This window comes from Pseudoflavonifractor sp. An176, from assembly GCF_002160435.1.
Taxonomy (GTDB): Bacteria; Bacillota; Clostridia; order Oscillospirales; family Oscillospiraceae; genus Enterenecus; species Enterenecus faecium.
The window spans coordinates 40365-64945 of sequence record NZ_NFKO01000001.1 but is presented as its reverse complement, the minus strand read 5'-3'; the positions used below and the strand labels follow the sequence as shown (position 1 = coordinate 64945).

At 56.7% G+C, this 24581-nt stretch carries 20 protein-coding genes; 8 read left to right on the top strand and 12 right to left on the bottom strand.

Annotated elements, in window-relative coordinates:
* Positions 1–92: 92 nt before the first annotated feature.
* The 5 genes from glmM to B5F12_RS00310 all read right to left on the bottom strand — a co-directional run bounded on the left by glmM (position 93) and on the right by B5F12_RS00310 (position 5547).
* Positions 93–1457 (bottom strand): phosphoglucosamine mutase, encoded by a 1365-nt coding sequence (gene glmM, locus B5F12_RS00330; protein ID WP_087228612.1) that lies wholly within the window; start codon positions 1455–1457, stop codon positions 93–95.
* Positions 1458–1489: 32 nt separating this feature from the next.
* Positions 1490–2152: a UDP-N-acetylglucosamine pyrophosphorylase gene (locus B5F12_RS00325; protein WP_087228610.1), complete on the bottom strand. Its 663-nt coding sequence runs from the start codon at positions 2150–2152 to the stop codon at positions 1490–1492.
* A gap of 294 nt (positions 2153–2446) precedes the next feature.
* The gene (locus tag B5F12_RS00320) at positions 2447–4138 is read right to left on the bottom strand and encodes a carbohydrate-binding domain-containing protein (protein ID WP_087228609.1); all 1692 of its coding nucleotides are present in this window, start codon (positions 4136–4138) and stop codon (positions 2447–2449) included.
* Between the two features lie 16 nt (positions 4139–4154).
* Positions 4155–4847, bottom strand: coding sequence for a DUF4956 domain-containing protein (locus tag B5F12_RS00315; protein WP_087228607.1), 693 nt, complete (start codon positions 4845–4847; stop codon positions 4155–4157).
* Positions 4840–5547 carry a polyphosphate polymerase domain-containing protein gene (locus tag B5F12_RS00310; RefSeq protein WP_343286302.1) on the bottom strand — a complete coding sequence of 236 codons (708 nt, stop codon included), beginning with the start codon at positions 5545–5547 and terminating at the stop codon, positions 4840–4842. Before B5F12_RS00310 ends, B5F12_RS00315 begins: the two co-directional genes overlap by 8 nt.
* A gap of 441 nt (positions 5548–5988) precedes the next feature.
* On the opposite strand from B5F12_RS00310, the gene B5F12_RS00305 reads away from it, so the two are divergent.
* Entirely contained in the window at positions 5989–8688 is a 2700-nt protein-coding gene (locus tag B5F12_RS00305) for a family 20 glycosylhydrolase (protein ID WP_158096708.1), read from the top strand.
* A 97-nt stretch (positions 8689–8785) separates the two neighbouring features.
* On the opposite strand, the gene B5F12_RS00300 is transcribed toward B5F12_RS00305, so the two are convergent.
* Genes B5F12_RS00300 through B5F12_RS00280 form a run of 5 tightly spaced genes read right to left on the bottom strand, consistent with a single transcriptional unit; the run spans position 8786 to position 13750 of the window.
* Positions 8786–9793: a TRAP transporter substrate-binding protein gene (locus B5F12_RS00300; protein WP_087228602.1), complete on the bottom strand. Its 1008-nt coding sequence runs from the start codon at positions 9791–9793 to the stop codon at positions 8786–8788.
* A 21-nt stretch (positions 9794–9814) separates the two neighbouring features.
* Positions 9815–11101 carry a TRAP transporter large permease gene (locus B5F12_RS00295; protein WP_087228600.1) on the bottom strand — a complete coding sequence of 429 codons (1287 nt, stop codon included), beginning with the start codon at positions 11099–11101 and terminating at the stop codon, positions 9815–9817.
* Positions 11102–11695 carry a TRAP transporter small permease gene (locus tag B5F12_RS00290; RefSeq protein WP_087228598.1) on the bottom strand — a complete coding sequence of 198 codons (594 nt, stop codon included), beginning with the start codon at positions 11693–11695 and terminating at the stop codon, positions 11102–11104.
* 31 nt (positions 11696–11726) lie between these two features.
* The gene (gene aroD, locus B5F12_RS00285) at positions 11727–12488 is read right to left on the bottom strand and encodes a type I 3-dehydroquinate dehydratase (RefSeq protein WP_087228596.1); all 762 of its coding nucleotides are present in this window, start codon (positions 12486–12488) and stop codon (positions 11727–11729) included.
* 44 nt (positions 12489–12532) lie between these two features.
* A complete protein-coding gene (locus B5F12_RS00280) occupies positions 12533–13750 on the bottom strand; it encodes an MFS transporter (protein ID WP_087228595.1) in 1218 nt (405 codons plus the stop codon).
* Between the two features lie 249 nt (positions 13751–13999).
* On the opposite strand from B5F12_RS00280, the gene B5F12_RS00275 reads away from it, so the two are divergent.
* From B5F12_RS00275 to B5F12_RS00245, 7 genes are all read left to right on the top strand, one after another.
* A complete protein-coding gene (locus B5F12_RS00275) occupies positions 14000–14887 on the top strand; it encodes a LysR family transcriptional regulator (RefSeq protein ID WP_087228593.1) in 888 nt (295 codons plus the stop codon).
* 131 nt (positions 14888–15018) lie between these two features.
* A complete protein-coding gene (locus B5F12_RS00270) occupies positions 15019–17043 on the top strand; it encodes an FAD-dependent oxidoreductase (RefSeq protein ID WP_087228591.1) in 2025 nt (674 codons plus the stop codon).
* A 30-nt stretch (positions 17044–17073) separates the two neighbouring features.
* Positions 17074–17961, top strand: coding sequence for a quinate/shikimate dehydrogenase (locus B5F12_RS00265; protein WP_087228589.1), 888 nt, complete (start codon positions 17074–17076; stop codon positions 17959–17961).
* A 153-nt stretch (positions 17962–18114) separates the two neighbouring features.
* On the top strand, positions 18115–18699 hold the full coding sequence (locus B5F12_RS00260) for a helix-turn-helix domain-containing protein (protein WP_087228587.1): 585 nt from the start codon (positions 18115–18117) through the stop codon (positions 18697–18699).
* 158 nt (positions 18700–18857) lie between these two features.
* Positions 18858–19418: an RNA polymerase sigma factor gene (locus B5F12_RS00255; RefSeq protein WP_087228585.1), complete on the top strand. Its 561-nt coding sequence runs from the start codon at positions 18858–18860 to the stop codon at positions 19416–19418.
* A complete protein-coding gene (locus B5F12_RS00250) occupies positions 19415–20305 on the top strand; it encodes a hypothetical protein (RefSeq protein ID WP_087228583.1) in 891 nt (296 codons plus the stop codon). Before B5F12_RS00255 ends, B5F12_RS00250 begins: the two co-directional genes overlap by 4 nt.
* Positions 20306–20324: 19 nt before the next feature.
* Positions 20325–21554: a serpin family protein gene (locus B5F12_RS00245; protein WP_158096707.1), complete on the top strand. Its 1230-nt coding sequence runs from the start codon at positions 20325–20327 to the stop codon at positions 21552–21554.
* Between the two features lie 46 nt (positions 21555–21600).
* On the opposite strand, the gene B5F12_RS00240 is transcribed toward B5F12_RS00245, so the two are convergent.
* The gene (locus B5F12_RS00240; protein WP_087228579.1) at positions 21601–22899 is read right to left on the bottom strand and encodes an FAD-dependent oxidoreductase; all 1299 of its coding nucleotides are present in this window, start codon (positions 22897–22899) and stop codon (positions 21601–21603) included.
* Between the two features lie 142 nt (positions 22900–23041).
* Entirely contained in the window at positions 23042–24553 is a 1512-nt protein-coding gene (locus B5F12_RS00235; protein WP_087228577.1) for an LCP family protein, read from the bottom strand.
* Positions 24554–24581: the final 28 nt, after the last annotated feature.

Here is a 24581-nt window from a genome sequence, read left to right as displayed (position 1 = left end):
CTTCATAGAATTCATGCTTGAAAAGAAAGAGCTGTGCCGCAGAAGTCAACAATTCTGCAGCACAGCTTTTTGGAACTATTGGGTAAGATTGGTTACACTGCGTGACCCTTGGCGATGACCACATCCACCACTTGCTGGGCCAGAGCCTGGCACTGGTCGTGGTCGGGGGCTTCCACCATGACCCGGATGAGGGGCTCGGTGCCGGACTCGCGCACCAGAATGCGGCCGGTATCGCCCAAGGTATTGGCCACAGCATCCACCGCAGCCTGTACATCGGCATCATCCTGGGCGGTTTTTTTATCGTGGACCCGGACATTGATCAGTACCTGGGGATAGATGGTAACCGGAGCGGCCAATTGGGTCAGAGTTTTGCCCTGGGCCAGCATGGCCTCCATGATCATCAGAGCGGTGAGAATGCCGTCGCCAGTGCGGGCGTGCTGGCTGAAGATGATGTGGCCGGACTGCTCGCCACCCAGGCAGTGGCCATTCTTGACCATATTCTCATAGACATACTTGTCACCCACGGCGGTCTTCTCATAGGAGATGCCCACCTCATCCAGGGCTTTGTACAGACCAAAGTTGGACATGACGGTGGTGACGACGGTGTTGTTGGCCAACTGTCCCAGGCTCTTGAGGTAGCAGCCATAGAGGTACATAATGTGGTCACCGGTGACCACATTGCCGTTCTCGTCCACGGCCAGGCAGCGGTCAGCATCGCCGTCAAAGGCAAAGCCCACATCCATGTGGTTTTCCACCACGTAGCGCTGGAGTGCGCCGATGTGGGTGGAGCCTGCATCCATATTGATGTTCAGTCCATCGGGATTGGCGTGGATGGTGTGTACCTCAGCGCCCAGAGCCTCGAAAATCTGGGGGGCAAGTTTCCAGGCGCTGCCGTTGGCGCAGTCCAAAGCCACGCGCTTGCCCTGGAAGGAGTGCTGGACCAGGGAGATGAGGTGTTGGGCGTAGTGATCTCGGCCAGCCACATCGTCAATGATGCAGCCGATGGCATCTCCGCTGGCCATGGGCAGCTGCTCCAGGATCTCACCGTCCAGCATCAACTTGCCGTCCAGATAGTCCTCCACCAGAGAGATGACACCCTCATCCATCTTCTCGCCATCTCCATTAATGAGCTTGATGCCGTTGTCATAGAAGGGGTTGTGGGAGGCGCTGATCATTACGCCGCAGTCGTAAGCGCCGTTGCGAGCCATGTAGGACACAGAGGGGGTGGTGGTGACGTGCAGCAGGTGGACATCTGCCCCGGAGGCGGCCATACCAGCGCTGATGGCATACTCCAGCACATAGCTGGAACGGCGGGTGTCCTTGCCCACCACGATGGTGGCACGATGGCCCCGACCATAGTAGTAGCCCAGGAAACGGCCAATCTGATAGGCGTGGTCGGCAGTGAGGCCTACGCCGGCCTTACCGCGGAAACCGTCGGTTCCAAAATATCTTCCCATGAGATTATCCTCGCTTTCTTTATCGGAATGCATCAACCCTGACGAAGGGTGATGTGGTCCTTGTCCTTATAGATACTGCCCTGGGGGATGACGCCCCGGACGCAGCTGGTGGGGTAGACGCTGGTGTGGCGGCCCAGAATGGTACCGGGGTTGAGCACAGAGTTGCAGCCCACCTCCACATAGTCGCCCAGCATGGCGCCTACCTTTTTTCGGCCAGTCTCCAGCAGCTCATCTCCCTTGATGACCACTGGGGTCTTGTCGGACTTTACGTTGGAGGTGATGGAGCCAGCGCCCATGTGGCTCTTATAGCCCAGAATGGAGTCGCCCACGTAGTTGTAGTGGGGCACCTGAACGCTGTCAAAGAGAATGACGTTTTTCAGTTCCACGGAGTTGCCCACCACGCAGCCTTCGCCAACCAGAGCGGAGCCCCGGATGAAAGCGCCGTGGCGCACCTCGGTGTTGGGGCCGATGATGCAGGGGGAGCCCAAGTAGGCGGAAGGCATCACCTTGGCGGTGCGGTGTACCCACACCTGGGGCTGAGGCTGGTCATACTCCTCCGGGGACAGAGTGCTGCCCAGGGAGAGAATCAGCTGGGAGATTCCCTCCAGTGCCTCCCAGGGATATTCAAATTGCCGCAGATAATCAGCAGCAACGGTATGCGAGAGGTCAAAAAGGTCTTGAATTTTCACATCCATGCGAAATTGCCTCCATAAACAATAAATTTCAACACAGTCAACACACATATAATAGTAGAAATTGGAGCAGTTTGCAAGCAATTATTCCATCAAAAAATTTCCAGGTCATAGAGGTGAAACCTGTCGAATTGCCTGAGTTGGTGTGGCGGTTGTCAAAGTGTCACAAAACCCGGGTAGGCAAGGAAGCTGCTGTTCCAGTATATCCGAAAAGCTGGGGGTAGTTGAATCAATTTTCCAACATTTGCGTAAAACGGAGTTAAAGAATCAATAGAAGGAAAAATTTACTTTGAAGCATTAGAAAAACCAGTTGTCTACTGTGGGCATCACACAGCGGACAACTGGTTTCATTAGCATAGCACGTTTATGGACGGTGTCCACCCATGCCCCCATCTGGACGGGCTGTATAGAGCCGCTACCGTAGATCAGGCTGTCTAGTGTGATTCCTGTTTGAGCGGTTCCAGCTGTCACGGTGTAGGTGTTCCCCACGGTGAGGTCCGGGCAGCTGATGAGCACCGAGTTAAAGCTTTTGGGGGCCTCCCAGGTTGCCAGAACAGCGCCATTCTGGTCGGTGATGGACACGGTACTGCCGGCGCTTTGGCTGTCCACCGATACCAGGATGGAACCCTGGCTAGAGGTGTCACCAAAATTTGGGGCCATACCAGACATGCCCAGCCCCACAACGGTGCCGCCCGTAATGGAGGTGGTGCCGTCGCAGCCCAGAGCGGAATCAGCGCTCTGCTCCGACCCGGATACCAGTATGGTCCCTCCGCTTACGGTGAGGGTTCCGTTGGAGTCCAGCCCATCTCCTCCGGCATCAATGGTGAGCGCACCGCCGGAGATGTCAATGAAGATCTCGGACTGGTTCTGGGTGGTTGTTCCGGCAGCATTGATGCCATCGTCACTGGCTACCAAATTGATGGTGCCGCCGGAAATGGAAATATTCTGGCCCTCTAGCCCCTCGTAACAGGTGGTGATATCCAGATCACCGGTCTCTATGACCAGCTCCAAATCCGCGTGGAGGGCATCGTCTCCCGTGCTGATCTGAGCGGTGCCACCAGAAACAGTAAGGCTGCCGTTAGTGTGGAGGGCGTCATCGGCGCAGTTCAGCTGGAAAGTGCCACCTGTGATGGTCAGAGCAGATGTGGATTTGAACCCTTTGGTGCTGGTGGTGTCCTCAGTGGTGGTTGTAGTGGTTGAGGTGATCCGTGTGGCGGACAGTTCCGTGCCAGCCTGGCCGGAAATGTCTGGGGGCTCTGTGGAGCCGTCCGGCATCCCGCCGTCGTTGTCCGAGGGCTGCATCCCATCGGGCAGTTCCGGCGGCTGACCATCTGTGGAAGAGCCGGGGCCGCCGCCCATGCCACCCATACCGCCGCCGGGCTGCATGCTGTCGGTGTGAGCTTCTCCATTGGCGCTGCCGCCGCCAGAGGTGATGGTGTAGGTTCCACCATCTGTCTGCATCCAACTGCTGGCACTGACACCATCTCCGTCGGCGGTGATGGTGTAATTTCCATCGCCCAGATAGACAAAGCCCTTTTCGGTGTCTTCCTCATTGTCGCTTTGAATGCCGTCCTTCCCGGTTTGGAGGGTGAAGGTGCCGTTGGCAATGGCCACACTGTCCTTGCCAGACAGGCCGTGGCTGGAGACGTTGATCTCGTAGGTACCACAGGTGACCACCAGGTCATCCTTGGATACCACTCCGTGTCCCCCCTGAGAGGTGATGGTGACGGTGCTTCCGTCCACAGTGACGGCGTCGCTGTCGCAGGTAGAGGGGGAACCAAGCGGAATGTGGACGGCACTCTCCTCGTCATAGCCGATCTCAAAGTCCCGGTCACTGAACAGCTGGGACAGGTCCACATTGCTGGAGGTGGCAGACGGAGAGGATAGCTGGTCCTGACTGGACGTTGTGGGGGCGGGAGAGTCTGTCTTGCATCCGGGCAACAGCAGGAGCGTGGAGAGCAGAAGAGTGCATGGTTTCAGAGATTTCATGATGTATCATCCCCTCTTAGAGTTCGCAGGAAGCGGTCTCTTGGCGAGAAACTGTGATTTCCAGGTTTCCGTTGCGGCAGCGCAGCTGGTCAATGAATTCCTTTTCCAATTTGGGGTCCCGGAGGGTGAGCTGGTAGGTCAGGCGCAGCAGGCTGCCCATGTTGGTGGTCTTCACCTGGGAGAGCTCGCAGCGGTTGGTGTAGCGCTGGAGCAGGTCGTCAAAGACTCCGGTGTAGTCCAAATCTTCGGGAATGGTGATGTGCAGGGTCTTGTAACAGGCAGATTTCTTGCCGGAGCCGAAGTTCACCAGATGGTAGAGGACGCTGACACCGCCCAGCAAAATGGCGATGACAAAGCCGTAGCCGATGTATCCCATGCCCATGACCAGCCCTGTTCCCATGGCCAGGAAAATGGCGCCAATCTCTTTGGCGGAGCCGGGTACCGAGCGGAAGCGCACCAGGTTGAAGGTGCCCGCCACCGCCACTCCCGTGCCGATGTTGCCGTTAACCATCATGATGATGACGCATACCACGGCGGGGAGCAGAGCCAAGGTGGCCACGAAGCTTTTGGTGTACCGGGTGCCCACCATGTAGGCCAGGGCCAGCAGCAGTCCGGCCACCAGTGCTCCACCCACACAGAGCAAAAAATCAGTGATGGAAATCAGTTGGGTAAGATCGGTGTCAAATACACCGCGAAAGAAATCAGGCATAACGGAGTCCTCCTAACTGCTGTTGTTTTGTCATGTGTTGATAGGCCGTCCCATATTTGGAGAACGACGTTTTGAAGATGTTGTGCTGGGTCAGGGCGTGAACCATCCACAGGGGAATCCCCCCAGAGGTTTTGATCTCCATGAGGGTCTGACCGGGGGAGAGGATGGGGGTGCCATAGACCTCACTGCACAGGGAGAGCTGGTCCTGACGGTACAGAATGTGATCGTCAAAGGTGACTCGGAAGTCCCCACCGTCCACCGCATAGAACGCCTCCCGTTGATAGCTGAGAAAGACGGTGGGAATCAGCGGGTGATAGTAGGAGCGGAAATACGCAATCTCATGGCCAATCTGCGAGGACACCGGCAGCGGGGTATTCTGGCTCAGGCTCTGGCTCACCAGTCCCTCGGGAAGAGACAGCCGCCGCTTGTAGACGATGGATTTGTACTTTTTCTTCAGCTCCACAAACACCGGCTCCTCTGGAGAGACCTGGCGGTAACTGCGCACCCGCAGCTTTTCCTTATAGCAGGGCCGCTCCAGAGAGCGGCGAATGAGACGGAACGTTTCCGTGTCGTAGTAAATGTTTCGTATGGTCACACGGCCATATTGGTCTAGCTCCATGTGTCCGTCCATGGCCTGTAGCACCGCCCGCTTTTGAGTCGGGTTCAGCAGATATTTGAGTTCGTAGCGTTGGAATGTCATCTGTGCTGCCATCCCTGGATGCCCCTTTCCATCAGGATTCTGTTACAGGAGACAGTATACCGAGGCTACCTTAATCAAACTTAAAATTTTTACACCCCATTTACAAAAGAAAACCGCTAAATTCAGAGCATGTTCACCAGAACAAGGATGACTGTACAGATGAAATAGTACGGTGTGATGGCATATGGAATCACCTGCAACTTACAAGATATTACAATTTATTCTTAAAATATTACAAATGTTGCACAAAAGTGTTGACACAAATAGGGCAGAAGTCGTAAGATAAACTCGAACTGGAATGTCATGGGATCTGGAAAGAGGGCATCGGGATACGCTCAGGGGCGCTTGCAGACGCATCATAACTATGTGGCCCGTGCTTTCTCATGTCCAAGGACATGTGTAGATATTAGGAAACAACTTATTGCAGGGAGGTACTTTATTATGAGAAATTGGATCAAAAAAGGCCTTGCACTGGTGCTGACAGCCGCTATGGTGGTAGGCATTTCGCCGCTCCATGGTTCGGCTGCTGATACGGACAGTGCGCCTGGCATCGCCAGTGTTCCTACTGTGCAGTCCGCAACGGCTGGAGAAGGCAGCTTTACTCTGACCAGTGAGGCTCGCTTCTTCATCGTTGCAGACAGCGATCCCACTGGGACGGATTTGGCTACCTATGTTCAGACGGCCAATTCTGAGTTTGCCGCTCGGGGCATTCCTGGTGATTCCGTGCTGCCCATCGTCTATGGCGATGAGTCCATGGCCAAGAGCGGCGATATCGTCGTGAAGGTGGATGGAACTGCTGTGACGGACAGCCAGGGGTATGCTCTGGACATCACCTCTGACAACATCACCGTGACTGCCAATTCTGCCATCGGTGTGCTGTACGGACTGCATACCGTGCTTCAGAGCATGATTGCCAACGGCACCACTGTGATGGCTGGCACCGTCAGCGACTATCCTGACGTTCCTGAGCGCTCTTTGTACCTGGATGCTGGACGTGTATTTTACACCGTTGACATGATGAAGTCCTTCATCCACACGCTGTCTTGGAATAAGATGAATGTGCTGTACCTGGATTTCTCCAACAATAACGCCACTCGCTTCTTCCTGGATGACATGAACGTGACTGTGGCTGGCACCGACTACGATGTTTCCACCTGCAAGCCGGACAATGGCTACTGGACTGAGGCGGATATGAATGAGATCATGGCCGAGGCTGAGCAGTACGGCGTTCAGGTCATTCCTACTCTGGACAGCCCCGGACACATCGGTGGCGTGTATAGCATCAATAATAGCTGGTTCTATCGTGCCAGTGCCACCGACTATGATGCCAAGGTTGGTAAGATCACTCTGGACCTGTCCAACGAGGACGCCTATGCCTTTGGTCAGGCACTGGTGGCCAAGTATGTGGACTACTTTGCTTCCAAGGGCTGCACCAGCTTCAACATTGCAGCAGACGAGGCCTCTTACGCAGATGGTACCCACATGAACAGCACCGACCCTCGGTTTGTCAACTATGTCAATGACCTCAACGACTACATCGTCAGCAAGGGTATGACCACTCGGATGTTCAACGATGCCGTCAAGAGCGTGGATTCCGGTGTCAGCAAGGATATCATCATTCTGTACTGGGTGCCCGCTTCTCCCAATGCTCAGGCCCTGCTGGCTGCTGGCTACGATGTGGTGAACTTCGTCTATACTTATGTCTACTATGCATACGGCGCCTCTAGCTATTGGAATGCAGACCTGAGCAAGGTGTATGGCTGGAATCCCGGTATCTTCGGCGACAGCGCAAATGCTGAGCTGGGGGATAATGGATATGCATACCCCGACAGCGTCGGTAAGGTGCTGGGCGGAAACTTCGCCATTTGGTCTGACTATGGATATAACTATGGTAAGACCGGCGCCGACGTCATCAAGGGCACCAGCTGTGCCTATCAGCGTTCTGATTACTCCGTGAGACAGAAGATCTACGCCGTGGCTGAGCGCACCTGGAATCAGGACGGTGCCACTGCCAGCCTGTCTGCTTGGGAGGCTACTCTGCTGGATGCTCCTGCTGGAATTTCCGTTTCCACTGGCGACATGGACGCTACCGTGCTGCCCGAGGCTTCTGCTGTAACTCCCGCCGCCCCCTCTCAGGTGGACAAGACCCTGCTGGAGAAGACCATCGCCTACGCTGAGACCCTGTCCACCGACGGTGTCACCGACTCCGCCGTGGCCGCCTTCCAGAAGGCACTGACCGAGGCCAAGGCCGTGATGGCCGACACCAATGCCACCCAGGAGCAGGTGAATGCCGCTTGGGACAACTTGCTGGAAGGCATCTGGGGCCTGGGTCTGGTACAGGGCGACAAGACCCTGCTGGAAGAGCTGATTGCCAGGGCCGACGAGATGATGGACAACGTCGACAAGTATGTGGAGACCTACTGGCAGGAGCTGGTGGACGCTCTGGCTGCCGCCAAGGATGTGATGGCTGACGGCGACGCTATGCAAGAGGATGTGGGCAAGGCCGCCGACGCCCTGCTGGATGCCATTCTGGCCCAGCGCTTCAAGGCGGACAAATCCGTCCTGGAAGAACTCGTCAACCGTGCCACCCAGATGGTTGAGAATGCCGATAAGTATGTGGAGACTCACTGGCAGGAGCTGTTGGACGCTCTGGCGGGGGCTCAGGCAATCATGGCTGATCAGACTCTTTCCGAGGATGACCAGGCCAAGGTAGACGAAGCCGCCGACGCCCTGCTGGACGCCATCCTGGCTCAGCGCTTCAAGGCGGACAAGTCCATCCTGGACGACCTCATTAACAAGGCCGAGGGCATCAACCTGGACGGCTACACCGCCGAGTCCGTGGCTACCTTCCGCACCGCCCTGGCCAATGCCCAGGCTGTGATGGCAGACAACAGCCTCTCCGAGGACGATCAGGCTACCGTGGATGCCGCTGTGGCTGCCCTCAGCGATGCCATGAACGGCCTCACTGCCGGTGGCGCTCCCGAGACCACCGACAAGCCCGAGGCCACTCAAAAGCCTGAGAACAACGTGCCCCAGACCGGGGACACCGCCCACATGATGGGCTATGTGCTCTCCGCTCTGGCTACTGCCAGCCTACTGCTGGCCGTGGTTGTGGTGGAGAAGCGCCGCCGCAACGGTTAATGAAGATTGGAGCCCCGGCCAAAGGGCCGGGGCTCCAGCGTAAAAGAATTGCCCCACAGGGCGGCTATGTGAGCCGACCCTGTGGGGCGTTTTTTCTTTATTGGGTGTACCCTTGATACAGCTCCGGGGAAATGGCCTGTTCAATGGCATCGTATACCCCTTGGCACCGCGCTCGAATCTCATCCCGAAGTTCCTGGGAGAGGGTGATGATCTGGGTGCCGCTCTCCTCGATGACGTCAATGCGCTGGGAGATACGGGCGTCCGACTGCTCCCGGGCGTACTGGGTGGCGGTCTGTGCCGCCTGGGTGAGAATCGCCTGGTCCTCTTCCGAGAAGCTCTGGAACAGCTGGTCGTTGACGATCAGGGAGATGAGGTGGGGGAGGTGGTTGGTCTCCACAATATAGTCCTGCTGCTCGTACAGCCGATTGGAGACGATGACCTCATAGGGATTCTCCTGGGCGTCAATGGTGTGCTGCTGGAGGCCGATATACACCTCGCTGAAGCTCATGGGGGTGGGCTTGGCGCCCAGGGCCTGCCAGAAATCCAGGTGGTAGGGATTTTCCATGGTGCGGATTTTCTGGCCCTTGAAGTCTTCCAGGCTGTACACCGCTCGGTTGGTGCTCATGACCCGGAAGCCCTGGTCTGCCATGCCCAGCAGGTGATAGCCCCCCTGGGTGTACACATCGCATACCGACTGATAGAAGTCAGGATCGTCCAGCTTGGCCCGGCAGTCGTCCAGAGAGTCAAACACACAGGGCAGGTCAAACACGGCCAGGTCGGACATGAAGGTGACCTGCGGGGCGGTGTTCTGCACCAGGAAGGGGATGTCTCCGTCATAGCAGCTCTCCAGCAGCTCCCGGTCTCCCCCCAACGTGGAGTTGGGGTAGACCCTGATGAGAATCTCTCCGCCGCTGAGCTCCTCCACCTCCTGGGCAAACCGCTCAGCAAACAGCTGGGTCACCGTATCCTCGGGGCTGGCAGTGGCCAGTACCCACACCGGACGGGTGTCCCGTTCTCCGGTGCACCCGGACAGAAACAGGGAGAGGCACGTGGCTCCTGACAGGACGGCGGCCAGCAAGCGGCGTCTGAATTTCAACGATTTCATACCGATTTCTCCTCCGTTGTGTCAGATGAGGGCCAGGGAAAGGGCGGGGATATAGGTGATAAGCAGTAGCGCCACCAGGAAGTAGATGATCATAGGCAGCGACTTTTTGGCGATGGACATCACCGGCAAGTCCGTCAGCGAGCTGGCCACAAAGAGGTTGACGCCAATGGGAGGCGTGACAAACCCGATGGCCAGGTTGACCACCATGACCACGCCGAACTGAATGGGATTCATACCGAAGGCCTGCACCACGGGCAGGAGGATGGAGGTGAGAATCAGAATGGCGGGGGTGGTGTCCATGACCATACCCACAATGAGCAGGAACAGGTTGATGACCAGCAGTACCACCACAGGGCTGTGGAAATGGGTGCTGATGAAGTCACTCACCGTCTGAGGCACCTCCATCAGAGTCAATACCCGGGAGAACGCGGTGGAGGTGGCCAGAATGAAGAGAATGGGGGTAAAGGTGCGGATGGACTCCTGCAAAATACTCCAGATGTCCCGGATGCGGATGGTGCGATACACCACCAGGCTGATGAACAGGGCGTAAAACACCGAGATCACAGCGGCCTCTGTGGGAGAGGCCACGCCGGTGTAGATGCAGCCCAGGATGATGATGGGGCTGAGAATGGCAAAGAAGCTCTCCCGCAGGACCCGGAACAGCCCCTTTTGGTGGAGCTGCCCCACTGCAGCCCGGATTTTTATCTTATCTTCTCCATGCTTCCGGCAGTAGAACACAGAATAGCACATGAGCAGCAGACCGATCATGAGGCCGGGGATAATGCCCGCCAAGAACAGGTCGCTCACCGATGCCCCCGAGGCCATGCCATACATGATAAAGGGAATGCTGGGGGGGATGATGACCCCCAAGCCACCTGCCACCGCCACAATGGCGGTGGAGAAGGTGACGTCATAGCCCAGGGAGGTGAGGATGGGGATGGTCATGCTGCCCACTGCCGCCACGGTGGCCGGGGCGGAGCCGGAGATGGCCCCGTAAAAGAGGCAGGTGACAATCACCGCACAGGGCATGCCTGCGGTGCGGTTGCCCAAAAAGTAGGTGAACACGTCAAACAGCTTCCGGGAGATACCGCCTTTGGCCATGATGATGCCGGACAGCACGAACATGGGCACGGCCAGCAAGGGGAAGGAGTCCAGACCGCTGAACATGGAGCGGATGAGGAATTTGGCGCTCACCGTAAAGGAAGGGTCAAACACAACGGGCAGCGCGGATGCAATGCCCAGGGAGATGGACACAGGGATGGCAATGACCAAGCAGATGATGAAAATCAAAAACAGCAGTGCGACCATTTATCCATCCTCCTTATCTGTGTGTTTGTAGTGGTTTTCATCCCCGGCCTCGGTATTGGCCTCAATGAAGGACTCCGGGGTGTTGCGCTCGGGGTGGGCCGGGTCGTATACCGGCTTTCCTCGGGCCACCTGGAACTCAATGACCCAGCGCTGGAGAATGCGGAAGCTCACCAGTACAAAGGAGACAAAGGGGGCGGCCTGTACGTAGTACATGGGAGTGGAACAGGCCGGAGAGACCTGGCCGCTGACCACCGCAGACATCATATAGGAGTATGCGGCAGGGAGCAGGAAGAGAAAGAAGATCAGCTCGCAGGTGTGGTTGACCACCTTGATGGCGGCTTTGACCCGGCGGGAGAAGACAGCGACGAACTGCTCGATCTTGATGGAAAGGCACTTCTTGCTGCAATAGCTGACGCTGATGAATCCGCACCAGATGAAGAGATACCGGGTCAGCTCCTCCGACCAAGTCAGAGACATGCTCAGGGCATAGCGGCAGAACACCTGGATGCCCATGATGACAGTCATGGCCACCAGCAGGAGGACCAAGATAAACTCTTCCAGGTTTGCATCAAGCCAACGAATCGCTTTTCTCATAGATCTTCTTCCTAACTGCATGTTGTTTGAATTAGAGGGCGCTGTGGAGCAGGTTGAGAACGGTGCTCAAATCGTGCACGCCCATCTGACCGGGGGCAGAGGCCTTCTTGGCAGCGCCGAAGGTGAGGGCGGAGCCGAACACCTCGCCGCACAGGCGGCTGATGACGCCGGTGCCGGACATGGACATGGTGATGATGGGACGGTCGGCGTACTGGGTGGCCATCTCCTCGGTGGCGGCCAGCAGGGTGAGCACGTCCTTCTTGCTCTGGGGCATCACGGCGATCTTGGGAATGTCGGCACCCAGGTCCTGCATCTTGCGCAAACGGCCCACGATGTCGGCCTGATCAGGGGTCTTGGAGAAGTCGTGGTTGGAGGCCACCACCTTCACCCCGGCGGCGTGAGCGCCCTCAATGATGGTCTTGACAATCTCGTCGCCGGTGAAGGCCTCCACGTCCACCAGGTCCACATACCCGGACTGGGCGGCCTGGATGTTCAGCTGGGCATAGGCCTGGGGCTCAATGGCCTTCTCGCCGCCCTCCTTGGAGGTGCGGAAGGTGAACAGCAGGGGAATCTCGCCCAGGACCTCCCGCAGGCCCTGGAGCACGTCCAGCACCTGGTCGAAGTGGAACACACCCTCGAACCAGTCCACACGCCACTCCACCACATCCACAGGGATGGAGTCAAAGGTCTTGGCCTCGGTAATGATGTCCTCTTTGGTCACGCCCACGATGGGCACACAAATCTTGGGAATTCCAGTTCCAATCTCAACATTTCTCACGCGAACAGTATTCATAGCAAAGCTCCTATCTTCAACCTGAAATTGATATTGTGTATAGATTAGCTGTTTTTCTGCTCAGATGCAAGAGAAACCATCTTGGTGTAGCGGAAATTCACGAACAGGCCCAGGAGCACGCCCACGAGGGTGAGCACGATGTTCATGGTCATCACGCCAGAGGGGGTCATGTTGGCGGCAGCGGTGAGAATGGTGTAGTTGCACAGAGAGGAGGCGATCATGACCAAAGCGGTGACGGTGCCCTTGATCTTGGGGAAGAGCATGTTGCACACGGCGGTGACGATCTGGAGCAGTCCGCCGGCGCCGGCCCAGCCAATGGCGAAGGCGCCCACCAGGCACATGGTCTGGGTCTTGGTCACCAGCACCAGGATGAGAGCAGCCAGGCAGATGACGGGGTAGACCATGATGAAGCGCACGTCCTTGATCTTGCGGGTGAGCAGTGCGGTGACAATCAGGGCCAGCATGGTGCCCACGGAGTAGTAGGTCTGCATGATGGAGGGATCAGCCCAGCCCACAACTTCCTTGGCGAAGTTCTGAGCGCAGTTGAGCCACAGCTGGAAGGTGCCGGTGCAGGTGAACCCGATGAGAATCATGGCGATGGACTCCACGGAGAAGCGGGTGGTCTTCAGGCTCTGGATGAGGCCTTCCTTCTTCTCCTTCTTGGCATCGGAGTCGGGCAGGGGAGCGAAGAGGATGAGCACGGCCAGCACAATGTAGCAGATGCCGCAGATGTAGAACAGGGTGTTGTAGGAAGTCAGGCCAGCAGCAGTGGTGGCCACGGTAGCGCCCAGAGCGAAGGGCAGGAGCATCTGGGAGATGGAGATGAAGAACTTGATGCCCATGGTGGCGACACCGGGAGCAGCGTAGAACACCTCGCCCACAGCGGGGTAGATGCCGGTGTCCAGGAAGGAGTTGGCTACGCCGCCCAGGATGGCACACACGTAGGCGATCTGATAACCGCCGTTGGTGCCGGCGTTGAAGGCCAGAGCCAGACCGATGAGGTAGATGGCATAGGAAGCGCCGCCGATGACGCAGGAGATGCGGCGGCCCAGCTTATCGGACAGAGGACCGGCGAAGGGCAGGGCGATGAGTCGGCCCAGACCCAGAGCGGCGGAAATGGCGGTGATGGCCATGGCGGTCACGTTCCAGCTGCCAGCCAGAGCCTCTTTGATGACAGCTTGTCCCAGAATGGAACATCCCACACCGTGCAGGAAGTAGTTCAGGTACAGGATGAGGGCGCTGGGGAGGTACTTCTTGTTCATACGATTGTTCTCTCCTTTGGGTCTTTTCCAAGTCAGTGTCCTATATTCCGTCACAAACATAAGAAACAGGTTGCGCAGTCGTTAAAAAAATAACGATCACTTACGTATAAAATTTTATCGGTTTCCGTCTAAAAATTCCAATGCCAATAACGACGAAAAATGATGCATACACGCTATGGAAGTGGTATAATCAGTTTAACTGTAAATTATGAATAAGTTTGGGAGAAACATGGAGGAAGGAGACGCGTTATGACATTCAACCAACTGTACCACTTTCAGACGGTGGCCAAGTATGAAAATTACCGAAAGGCGGCGGAAGAGCTGTATATTTCCCAGCCCTCGCTCAGCCGCTCCATTGCCGCCCTGGAAGAGGAGCTGCAAGTGCCCCTCTTTGAAAAGAGCGGACGGGGGGTACACCTGACCAAGGGCGGGCATATTTTCCTGGAATACGTGGACCGGATTTTGGAGGAGTGCCGGGTGGCCAAGAGCAAGATGCAGGAGATTGCCAGCGGCGGCGGCAAGATTGACATTGGCTATGTGTTCCCTCTGGCCAGCCACTATATCCCCCACAGCGTGAGAAGCTTTCTCCACCGGGAGGAGAACCGCAACGTCACCTTTAACTTCTATCAGAACCACACGGCGGCCATCCATCAGAAGGTGAAGTCCGGCGAGCTGGATGTGGGCTTTGGGGGCTACATCGACCGGGAGGAGATGGATTACTTTCAGATTTTGTCGGCGGAGATCGTCTTAATTACTCCCAAAGGGCACCAACTGGAGGGCAAAGAGATGGTGTCGGTGTACGAGCTGCAAAACTATCCCGTCATCGGATATGACAGGGAGTCCTGGCTGGGCAACTACACCCAGCAGCTCTACCGCCGCCTGGCATTTCAGCCCAACATTGCGGTGGAGTGCCCCGACGAGCACTCCATTGTGGCCATGGTCAGCGAGGACTTCGGCATCGCTCTGGTCCCCGACATTCAGGAGATCGACCCCCAGCGGGTGAATATCCACCGCCTCTATGATATGGAGCTGGAGCACCGGGTCTATATGTTCTGGATGCGGGACCGCTACCAGCTCCCAGTGGTTAAGCGATTCGTGGAATATATGAAGGAGCAGGGGGCTGTGGAGCGGCTCTAACTATATTGATAGCTTGAATGCATCGAATTTGCACGAAAAATGTATTTTGATTTATTGGTTGCGAAGGCTATAATGAGTGTGTCACAAACAGAAGAAACACCTTGTGCGAAAAACAAACGAGGAGAAGATTCATGAAAACACACTATCCAAAAATCTTTGAGCCGATCACGGTGAAGAGGATGACCATTCGCAACCGCATTGCGATGACTCCCATGGGCACCAACTATGGCGAGACCAGCGGCGAAATGAGTAACCGTCACATGAATTACTATTCCTTGCGCGCAAAGGGCGGCGTTGGCCTGATCATTCTGGAGAACGCCAATGTGGAGTACCCCGTGGGCTCCAACGGCACCAGCCAGATCCGTATTGATCACGACAGCTTCATGCCCCGGTACTATCAGCTGGTGGAGAACCTGCACAAGAACGGGGCCACCGTGGCCATTCAGATCAACCATGCAGGTGCTTCCGCTTCTTCTGCCCGAACTGGGATGGAGACGGTGTCCTCCTCCAACATTCCCACTAAGGTGGGGGGAGAGGTGCCCCGTCCCATGACCCGTGAGGAGATTCTCCACACGGTGAAAAAGTACGGAGAGGCGGCCAAGCGTGTGCAGGCCATCGGCTTTGACGCCGTGGAGATCCACTGCGGGCACTCCTACCTCATGAGCCAGTTCATCTCCCCCTACTACAACAAGAGAACCGATGAGTTCGGCGGCTCCATGGAGAACCGTCTCCGCTTCCCCCGCATGGTGCTGGAGGAAGTGCGCCGCCAGGTGGGGCCCTGGTTCCCCATCATCGTCCGTGTGTCCGCCGAGGAGCGGGTGCCCGGTGGCAACACCCTGGAGGACACCCTGAAGTATCTGGAATACCTGGACGAGTTCGTGGACATTTACGACGTGTCCTGTGGCCTGAATCCCTCCCTACAGTACCAGATTGACTCCAACTTCCTGCCGGACGGCTGGCGTGCTTACCAGGCCCGTGCCGTGAAGGAGAAGTTCGGCAAGCCTGTCATCAACGCCGGCAACTACCGGGACCCCGCCGTGGTGGAGAAGGTACTGGAAAGCGGCGACGTGGACATCGTGGGTATGGGCCGTGGCCTCATCGCCGATCCCGAGTGGGTCAATAAGGTGAAGAACGGGGAAGAGGACATGCTGCGCAAGTGTATTTCCTGCAACGTGGGCTGTGCTGGCAACCGCATCGGGGTCAACCGCCCCATCCGCTGCACCGTCAACCCCGCTGTGCCTGAGGGCGACGTATACAAGAAGCTGAAGGTGAAGAAGAACTGCAACGTAGTTGTGGTGGGTGCCGGTACTGCCGGTATGGAGGCCGCCTGCACCGCCGCTGAAGTGGGCTGCAACGTGTTTGTCCTGGAGAAGCAGGACCACATCGGCGGTCTGTCCTCCTTCATCTCTGATCTGCCCAGCAAGTCTCGCATGAAGGACTTTCCCACCTACCTGGAGCGTCGGGCCGCCAAACTGCCCAACCTGTACCTGTTCTTGAACACCGAGGCCACCCTGGATAAGATCAAGACCTTCAAGCCGGACGTGGTGGTCAACGCCACCGGTTCCGTGCCCCTGGTGCCCCCCATTCCCGGTCTGCGAGAGAACATTGCCGCTGGCAATGTGTCTACCATCTTTGACATGATCCGCGATGTGAACGCCGGGAAGTACCCCGAAGAGGCCTGCAAGGGCAAGAAAGTGGTGGTCATGGGCGGCGGCTCCGTGGGCCTGGATGTGGTGGAGTATTTCGCTCCCCGAGGCGCTGAGTGCTCCATTGTGGACATGCTGCCCCAGATTGGCATAATGGCCGACCCCATCACCAAGTGCTCCATGCGGGAGACCCACGATACCTACGGCGTCAAGGAGTATGTGAATACCGCTCTGCAGGAAGTGAAGGAGAATGCCTGCGTGGTCAAGACTCCCGAGGGGAACATTGAGGAGCTGATCTTTGACCTGGGCTTTAACTGCCTGGGTATGCGGGCCAACAACCCCATTCTGGAGGCCCTGGAGCAGGAGTTCGGCGGCACCGACACTGTGGTGTACAACATTGGCGACTCCGTGCGGGCCCGCCGCATCATGGAGGGCACCATGGATGGCCGTGCCATTCTCAACGTGCTGGAAAACCAGGGCTATCTGGACTCCCTGGATGAGATTCGATAACAACATTGGATAGAATGAGAGGTAATTACTATGCCTAATATCACTGGACATACCGAACTGGTGGGCCTGATGGCCTATCCCATCCGCCACACCCAGTCCCCCACCACCCACAATCTGGCCTACGACAAGAACGGCGACGACGTCATCCAGCTGGCCTTTGAGGTGGACAATGACTCCCTGGAGGCCGCTGTCAACAGCATCCGTGCTCTGAAGATGCTGGGTTCCAACATTTCCATGCCCAACAAGACCGTGGTGCACAAGTACCTGGAAGAGGTGGATGAGGCCGCTCAGCTGTGCGGCGCCATCAACACTGTGGTGAACACCCGGGACGAGAATGGACAGGTCACCGGTAAGCTCAAGGGCTACAACACCGACGGCATGGGCTACTGGCAGGCCATCAACGAGGAGGGCATTGACTACACCGGCATGAAGATGGTGCTCATCGGCACCGGTGGCGCTGCCACTGCCATTGCTGTGTATGGCGCGCTCCACGGCATCTCCGAGATGCACGTGTTCAACATCAAGGACAAGTTCTATGGCCGTGGCGAGGAGATCGTGGCCACCATCAACGAGAAGACCAACTGCAAGGCCTACATGCACGATCTGGCCGACCTGGATCTGCTCAAGGAGAAGATGCACGAGGCCGATCTGTTCTGCGATGCCACCGGCGTGGGCATGCACCCCCTGGAGGAGCTGTCCAACATCCCCGACCCCTCCTTCTTCCGCCCCGACCTCATCGTCACCGACACCGTGTATGCCCCCCGTGAGACTGTGATGATGAAGCAGGCCCGTGAGGCCGGCTGCCAGAAGGTGTACAACGGCCTGGGCATGATGCTCTTCCAGGCCCTCATTGCCATCAAGCTCTACACCGGCAAGGACACCGATGTGGCTTACATGAAGGAGCAGCTGGGCATCTGATTGTCCTATAAGAACCATCATAGATAGAACCAACCAGTCCCTCCGACAGACGTCGGGGGGACTGTCTTTTGCCCGGTCTACGATGCGTAGGTTGAGGGAATAGGAATTCCCTGATATAATGGCACAACAAGAACAAACCAAAGGAGAACAGTCATGAATTCCTATGTCACAGGGAGTACCATCAAACGGCTGCGGGAGGGGCGAAGCCTGACCCAGGCCCAGCTGGGGGAGAAAATCGGGGTGAGCAGTAAGACCATTTCCAAGTGGGAGACCGCCAAGGGACTGCCCGACGTGTCTCTGCTGGAGCCTCTGGCCTCCGCTCTGGGGGTGTCGGTGCTGGAGCTGATGAGCGGGGACACCATGTGCAATGGCAACCGCTCGGCCAACATGCTCCGCTCCAAGCTGTACGTCTGCCCCATCTGCGGCAATGTCGTCCACACCATGGGAGAGACAGTGGTGAGTTGCTGTGGTGTCACTCTGCCTCCGCTGGAGGCAGAGGAGGTGGACCAGGACCATTCCATCACCCGAGAGGTGGTGGAGGATGAGGTGTACCTCACGGTGGACCACCCCATGACCAAGAAACACTATATTTCCTTCCTGGCCTACGTCACCTCCGATGGATTCCAGATGGTAAAACTCTACCCGGAGGGGAATGCGGCCTGCCGCTTCCGCCTCCAGCGGTCCGGGTATCTGTACCTCTGCTGTAATCAGCATGGACTGATGCGGGAAAAAGTGTAAAGAGAGATTACGCCCCCGGCTGGGTACGTTTCGTACCTGGCCGGGGCGTTGCTTTAGCTAGGCCAAATTTGATATCATGAAAAATAGAAACACACCGCAACCAACCCCTATGTTTTACGGGATATCAAGTGAAGGGCACCGAGAAGGGAGGGAGCCAGATGGAGGACCAGGAGATTGTGGAGCTGTACTGGAAGCGGGACGAGTCAGCCTTGGAACACAGCCGGGAGAAGTATCACGGGTACCTCAGCCGTATTGCCCAGCAGATTTTGTATGACCGAGAGGACAGTGAAGAGGTGGTCAACGACACCTATTTCAAGGCGTGGCAGTCCATGCCGCCCCAGCGGCCCAGCAAGCTATCCATTTACCTGGGCCGCCTGACCCGGCACGGGGCCATTGACTATCTGCGCCGCCGTACCAGCCAGAAGCGGGGAGGTACTACCTACGAGATGTGCGTGGAAGAGCTGGAGGAGAGTGTGCCCAGTGTGGAGACGCCCCAGCAGGTCCTGGAGGAGAAGCTGTTGGTGCAGCTGCTCAATCAGTTTTTGGAGACCCTCTCACCCCAGGCCAGAGCGCTATTTCTGGGCCGATACTACTACTTCGACCCGCTGTGGGAGGTGGCCCGCTACTGCGGTATGGGAGAGGGGCAGGCCAAGAGCCAGCTTTTCCGCATCCGGAAACGACTGAAAGCCTATTTGGAACAGGAGGGGTTTGTGGTATGAAGGGAGAACAATTGCTCCACGCTCTGGGTGAGGTGGACGAGAACTACTTGGCGCAGGTGGATGAGCTGCGGCGGATACCCCCGAAAAAGAAGCGACACACCTGGATTTCCATGGCTGCCTGCCTCTGTCTGGTGGCCGGGGTGGCGGCGTGGGCGCTGCGGGGTGGAATGGGGATGCCCAGCAAGGATGGCGCCGAGACAAACTCCAATGGAATGAGCGGCAGTGCCCAGGGGATATATGTGCCGCCCCTAGAGGTGGAATTGCCCCAGGCGGAGACGGAGACCATGATAGACATGAGTGGATTTTTCATCTATCAGGGGCGTCTCTATGCTCAGGTGGATGTGGTGGAGCAGGGGCAGAACTTGGTGGGAGCGCAGCTGGGGGAGTCCAGCGGTACCATTGACGAGTGGACGTCCGAGAACCAATATCTAGAGGGCACAGGGAGTATCGGCGGCCCTTTTTATGAGGTGAAGGGATATGACCCCCAGCACCTGCTGTGCATGGTATATGACTACGGAGTGGAACTATTCTGGAACAACTGCGACATCACGGTATCTACTGGGGCGGATGTGTTGGAAGAGGTGTTCCGCCTGTCTGACGGCATTGCCCGGGCAGAGTTCCAGAAAGAAGTGGACGTTCAGGGGGAAAACAGGCACACGACCTCAATCACCCGATTGGAACAGCTAGAGGCGTGGATAGATGACCTGGAGCAGGCCCCAGCCCTGTCCAGCGCTGAGACGGATATGGGGCAGTGCTTTGGCTACCTGTACCTCACCAAGGCGGACGGGGTGACGGTGCACCTGAGATTGATGGGGAATGGCTATGTGCAGGTGGCAGAGTTGCCGGAGGTGTGTTGGCAGATGGAATGGCAGTCTATCCTGCCATGACAGAAAGGAGGAGAACCATATGAAACAGAAGTGTTTGGCCTTACTGGTGGCGGGAGGTTTGCTGTGTAGTACCCTGATGGGGTGTACCCGAACCTATGCCACTGATCTGATGGATGGAGTGAAAGCTGGAACTCCCACGGAAGTACAGGTCCAGAAGGAGACCTGGACGGGGATGTATGACTTCTCGGTGAAACTGCTCCAGACTACCTGCGATAGGGAAGACAATACCCTGGTATCTCCCATGTCGGTGCTGTCTGCCCTGGCTATGACCGCCAATGGAGCCCAGGGGGAAACACGGACTCAGATGGAGGAAATCCTGGGCGGGAGTGTGGAACAGCTCAATGGGGCGTTGGCGGGGCTGGGTCAGGAGAACGATTCCCCCCTCTATCTGGCAAACTCCATCTGGTTTGCGGAAGGGGGACGCATCACCCCCAATCCAGACTTCTTGCAGGTGAATGCAGACTGCTATCGTGCGGGGGTGTTTGAGGCTCCCTTTGACCAGACCACCGTCACCGACATCAATCGGTGGGTGAAGGAGCACACCCACGGCATGGTGGAGGAAGTATTGAAAGAGATTCCCCGTGATACGGTGATGTACCTCATCAACGCTCTGGCCTTTGAGGGGGAGTGGGAGAACCCTTATCAGAAAGAGAACGTGTGGCAGCAGGCGTTTACCAACCAGGAGGGAAAGGTCCAGCAGGTGAGCATGATGCACAGTGAGGAGCAGTTATATCTGCGGGACGATCAGACCCAGGGATTTATGAAGTACTATCAGGGAGGCCGATATGCCTTTGTGGCGCTGCTGCCGGACAAGGAAATTTCCATTCTGGACTATGTGGAGGGCCTGGACGGCCAGCAGTTGAAAGAACTCCTGGAAGACCCAACATCCGTGCCCGTGGCGGCGACTATGCCCAAGTTTGAAAGCGAGATGGAAGTGGACCTTGTGGAAGTGCTGAAGGAGATGGGGATGGTCCTTCCCTTTGACGGCGCACAGGCAGATTTTACGGACCTGGGCACCAGCCCTGAGGGAAACCTCTATATCAACGAGGTTCTTCACAAGGCTTACATTGAGGTAGAGGAAAAGGGAACACGAGGTGGAGCTGCTACAGTGGTAGGAATGAATAGCGAGGGAGCACCTGAGGAACCAAAGGAGCAGATGGTGGTGACCTTGGACCGACCCTTTGTCTACCTGGTGGTGGACACCTCCTCCATGTTGCCCGTGTTTATGGGCACGGTACTCTCCGTATAAGGACAAGATAACGAGCCACTCTCTGGTGAGGGAGTGGCTCGTTGTTTCACGGTTTCAAATCCTTGGTGGCCGGGTTGTCGATGAGTTTTCCATCCCGAGTAAACCGGGAGCCGTGGCAGGGACAGTCCCAGGTATGTTCTGCGGCGTTCCACTTTAAAGCGCAGCCCAGATGGGGGCAGCGGCGAGTGGAAGGGGTGAGCAGGTTTACCGTGGACTCCAAGGCGTTGACCGCCAACTGGGGGCGGAAGATGGAGCGGGCGGGGGAGAAAACCTCGGCGTATGGGTTTTGCTTGCCCTGAACCAGGTCGCACAGTAGGGTGGCTGCCACCATGGAGTTGGTCATGCCCCACTTATTGAAGCCTGTGGCCACATATACATCGGACGTGTTGGACCAATAGGGTCCGATATAGGGCATGTTGTCCAGGCTCATGCAGTCCTGAGCGGCCCAGTAGTATTTCTCCGTGGACTCTGGATAATATTCCTTGACAAATTGACGCAGTTCCCGCCAATTTCCACCTGGTTTCCCTGTGCGGTGTCCGCCGCCACCCACCAGAAGCATACTGCCATAATTTCGAAAGGACAGTCCTGTCTGCGTCTGGTCCACATACATCCCGTTGAGATTAGGGGCGTGTTCCAGGGCGAGCACGTAGGAGCGGTGTTGGTAGAGCTTGATGAAGTAGCTGCCATGGCGGTTGAGAAAGGGAAAGTGGGTGGTGACCACGATGTGCTTGGCGTGGATGCGCCCGTGGTTGGTGATGGCGGTGCGGCCGACGAGTTCCTTGACCATGGTGTGCTCATAGATGTTCAGCCCCTGGGAGATGGCAGCGGCAAATTTCAGAGGGTGAAACTGGGCCTGACGGGGAAATTTTACCCCGCCTGCCACGGGGAAGGGCAGGGGCAGCTGGCTGGCGAATTCCCCGGGAAATCCCAGACGGTGCAGGGTGTCCAGCTCTCGCTCGATATTCCGTAGGTTATCCCGGGCGTAGACATAGGAGTCCTGCTCCTCATAGTCACAGTCTAGATGGCGGCACAAGGTGCGGTATCTGCCCAGCGCTTCCTCTTGGGCTGCCAGATACCCACGGGCACGCTCCACACCAAACCGGGCGATGAGCTTGTGGTAGATGAGCCCGTGCTGGATGGTGAGTTTGGCGGTGGTATTCTTGGTGACGCCGCTGCAGATGGTGTCTGCCTCTGCCAATACATAAGGCACCCCGGCCTGATGCAGTTGGTAGGCGCACAGAAGCCCCGCCATGCCTCCGCCGATGATGAGTACATCGGTCTTGATATCCCCGTCCAGGCAGTCAAAGTGGTTCAGCTCTGCGGTCTGTTCCCATAGTGATTTCATGTGTAAAAGCCCCCTAACACCAGATAACTCTAGTGTCCTGCAAATGACGGGAACTATACCGGAAAGAGAAAAAGATTTAGATTGAAAGAATAGCGCCCATCCTGAGAAAATCGGGATGGGCGCCGTGTAAAATGGTAGGGGATCAGGAGGTAGCCAGGGAGTGACCCAGACGCACCTTCTGCATCATCTCCTTAGCGGTATCCACCGTGGAGTAGTCGGGAATGGTGACATAGGCCTTCTGGTTGGGAATGGAGTAGGTGTAATCGCTGGACCCGGTGCCGGACACATAGTAGCTGTTGATGGTCCATGCTCCGCCGTTGGACAGCTGGCTGCGCACCAAAGTGCCGACGAGGTCATAGGGGACCGAGGTGACAAAGCTGTTCTGAGCGGCGTTCAATAGAGAATTATAGTTGGTGAGAATTTCAGGTGACATGGCCTTCTGAATGACCGCAGTGATGACCTGCATCTGATGGATGCCGCGCTGATAGTCCCCATTGGGGAAGGCGTACCGCTCTCGAACATAGGAGAGGGCCATGGCTCCGTCCATATGGTTGATGCCCTGTGTGAAGTGATATCCGCCCGATTTGAAATCATACTGGGAATTCACTTCGATGCCGCCCAGAGCGTCAATGATATCCTCAAAGCCGGTAAAGTTGACCCGGAAGTAGTAGTCGATATCGATATCATAGAACTGGGCCAGGGTGTCCTTGCTGACATCAATGCCGTAAATACCTGCATGGGTGAGTTTGTCGGGGAGATCGCCCTCATCGGCAATGGACAGAGGTACATAGTAGTCACGAGGAGTGGAAAGCAAAAGTACTTGACGGGTGTTGGGGTTGACGGTGGCAATGATATTCACGTCGCTGCGGCCTGTGGCCAGCACATCGCTGCTGCGGGAGTCGCTGCCGCTGATGTAGACGGTAAAGACCTCGTCGTCCTCCTCCGGGTCTTTGGAGTGCTCCGGCAGAGGTACCGGGGAAGGCGTATCGGTATCATCTTCGCTGGTGACAGAGATGGTGCGTACTTCCCGAATCTTGGTATCTAAATCCTGGTAGCCGTCCAGTTCAGAGAGCATGTCCAAATAGGCACGGTTGATGAGCATCACGTTGATGTCCGAGTTGAGTAGAGCATCCACCAGCTCCGAGGCAGAGGCGTAGGACTTGGTGTTGGCGGTGACGTAGAACTCGTCCTGAATCTTGAGCAGGGCCGCCTTGGTGTTGTGGGGGTCCAACTCCTCCAGTACACCGAACCGCTCCCGCAACAAGTCCGACAGTTCCCGCTGGTCGTCAATTCGGACACACACCACCATCTCAGCGGTTTCCACACCACCGGAGGTAATGTTTTTCAGGGCATTGACGGTAATCTGAGCATAGTAGATGCCGACAGCAAAAGCAGCCGATAGGATGAGAGCCAGTATGGTAGCTATGGTGCGGCGGACCTTGGTGGGGTGGAGAAGGCTCAAAAGCCAGACCAGCAGCAGCAAGATCACCACCGTACCGATGAGGACTCCAGTGAGCAGCGGTGTGAGCATCTTACTGGTGATGGCGACAAACACAAGCGCAAGAGAGAGGAGCGTGAATAGCACCAAAAAGATACGGTTGATGATGCAGCTTACCTCTTGGTTTTCAGAGCGAGAAAAAAATCGCTGATTCATAGTATTGTCATCCCCTTGTGTATATATT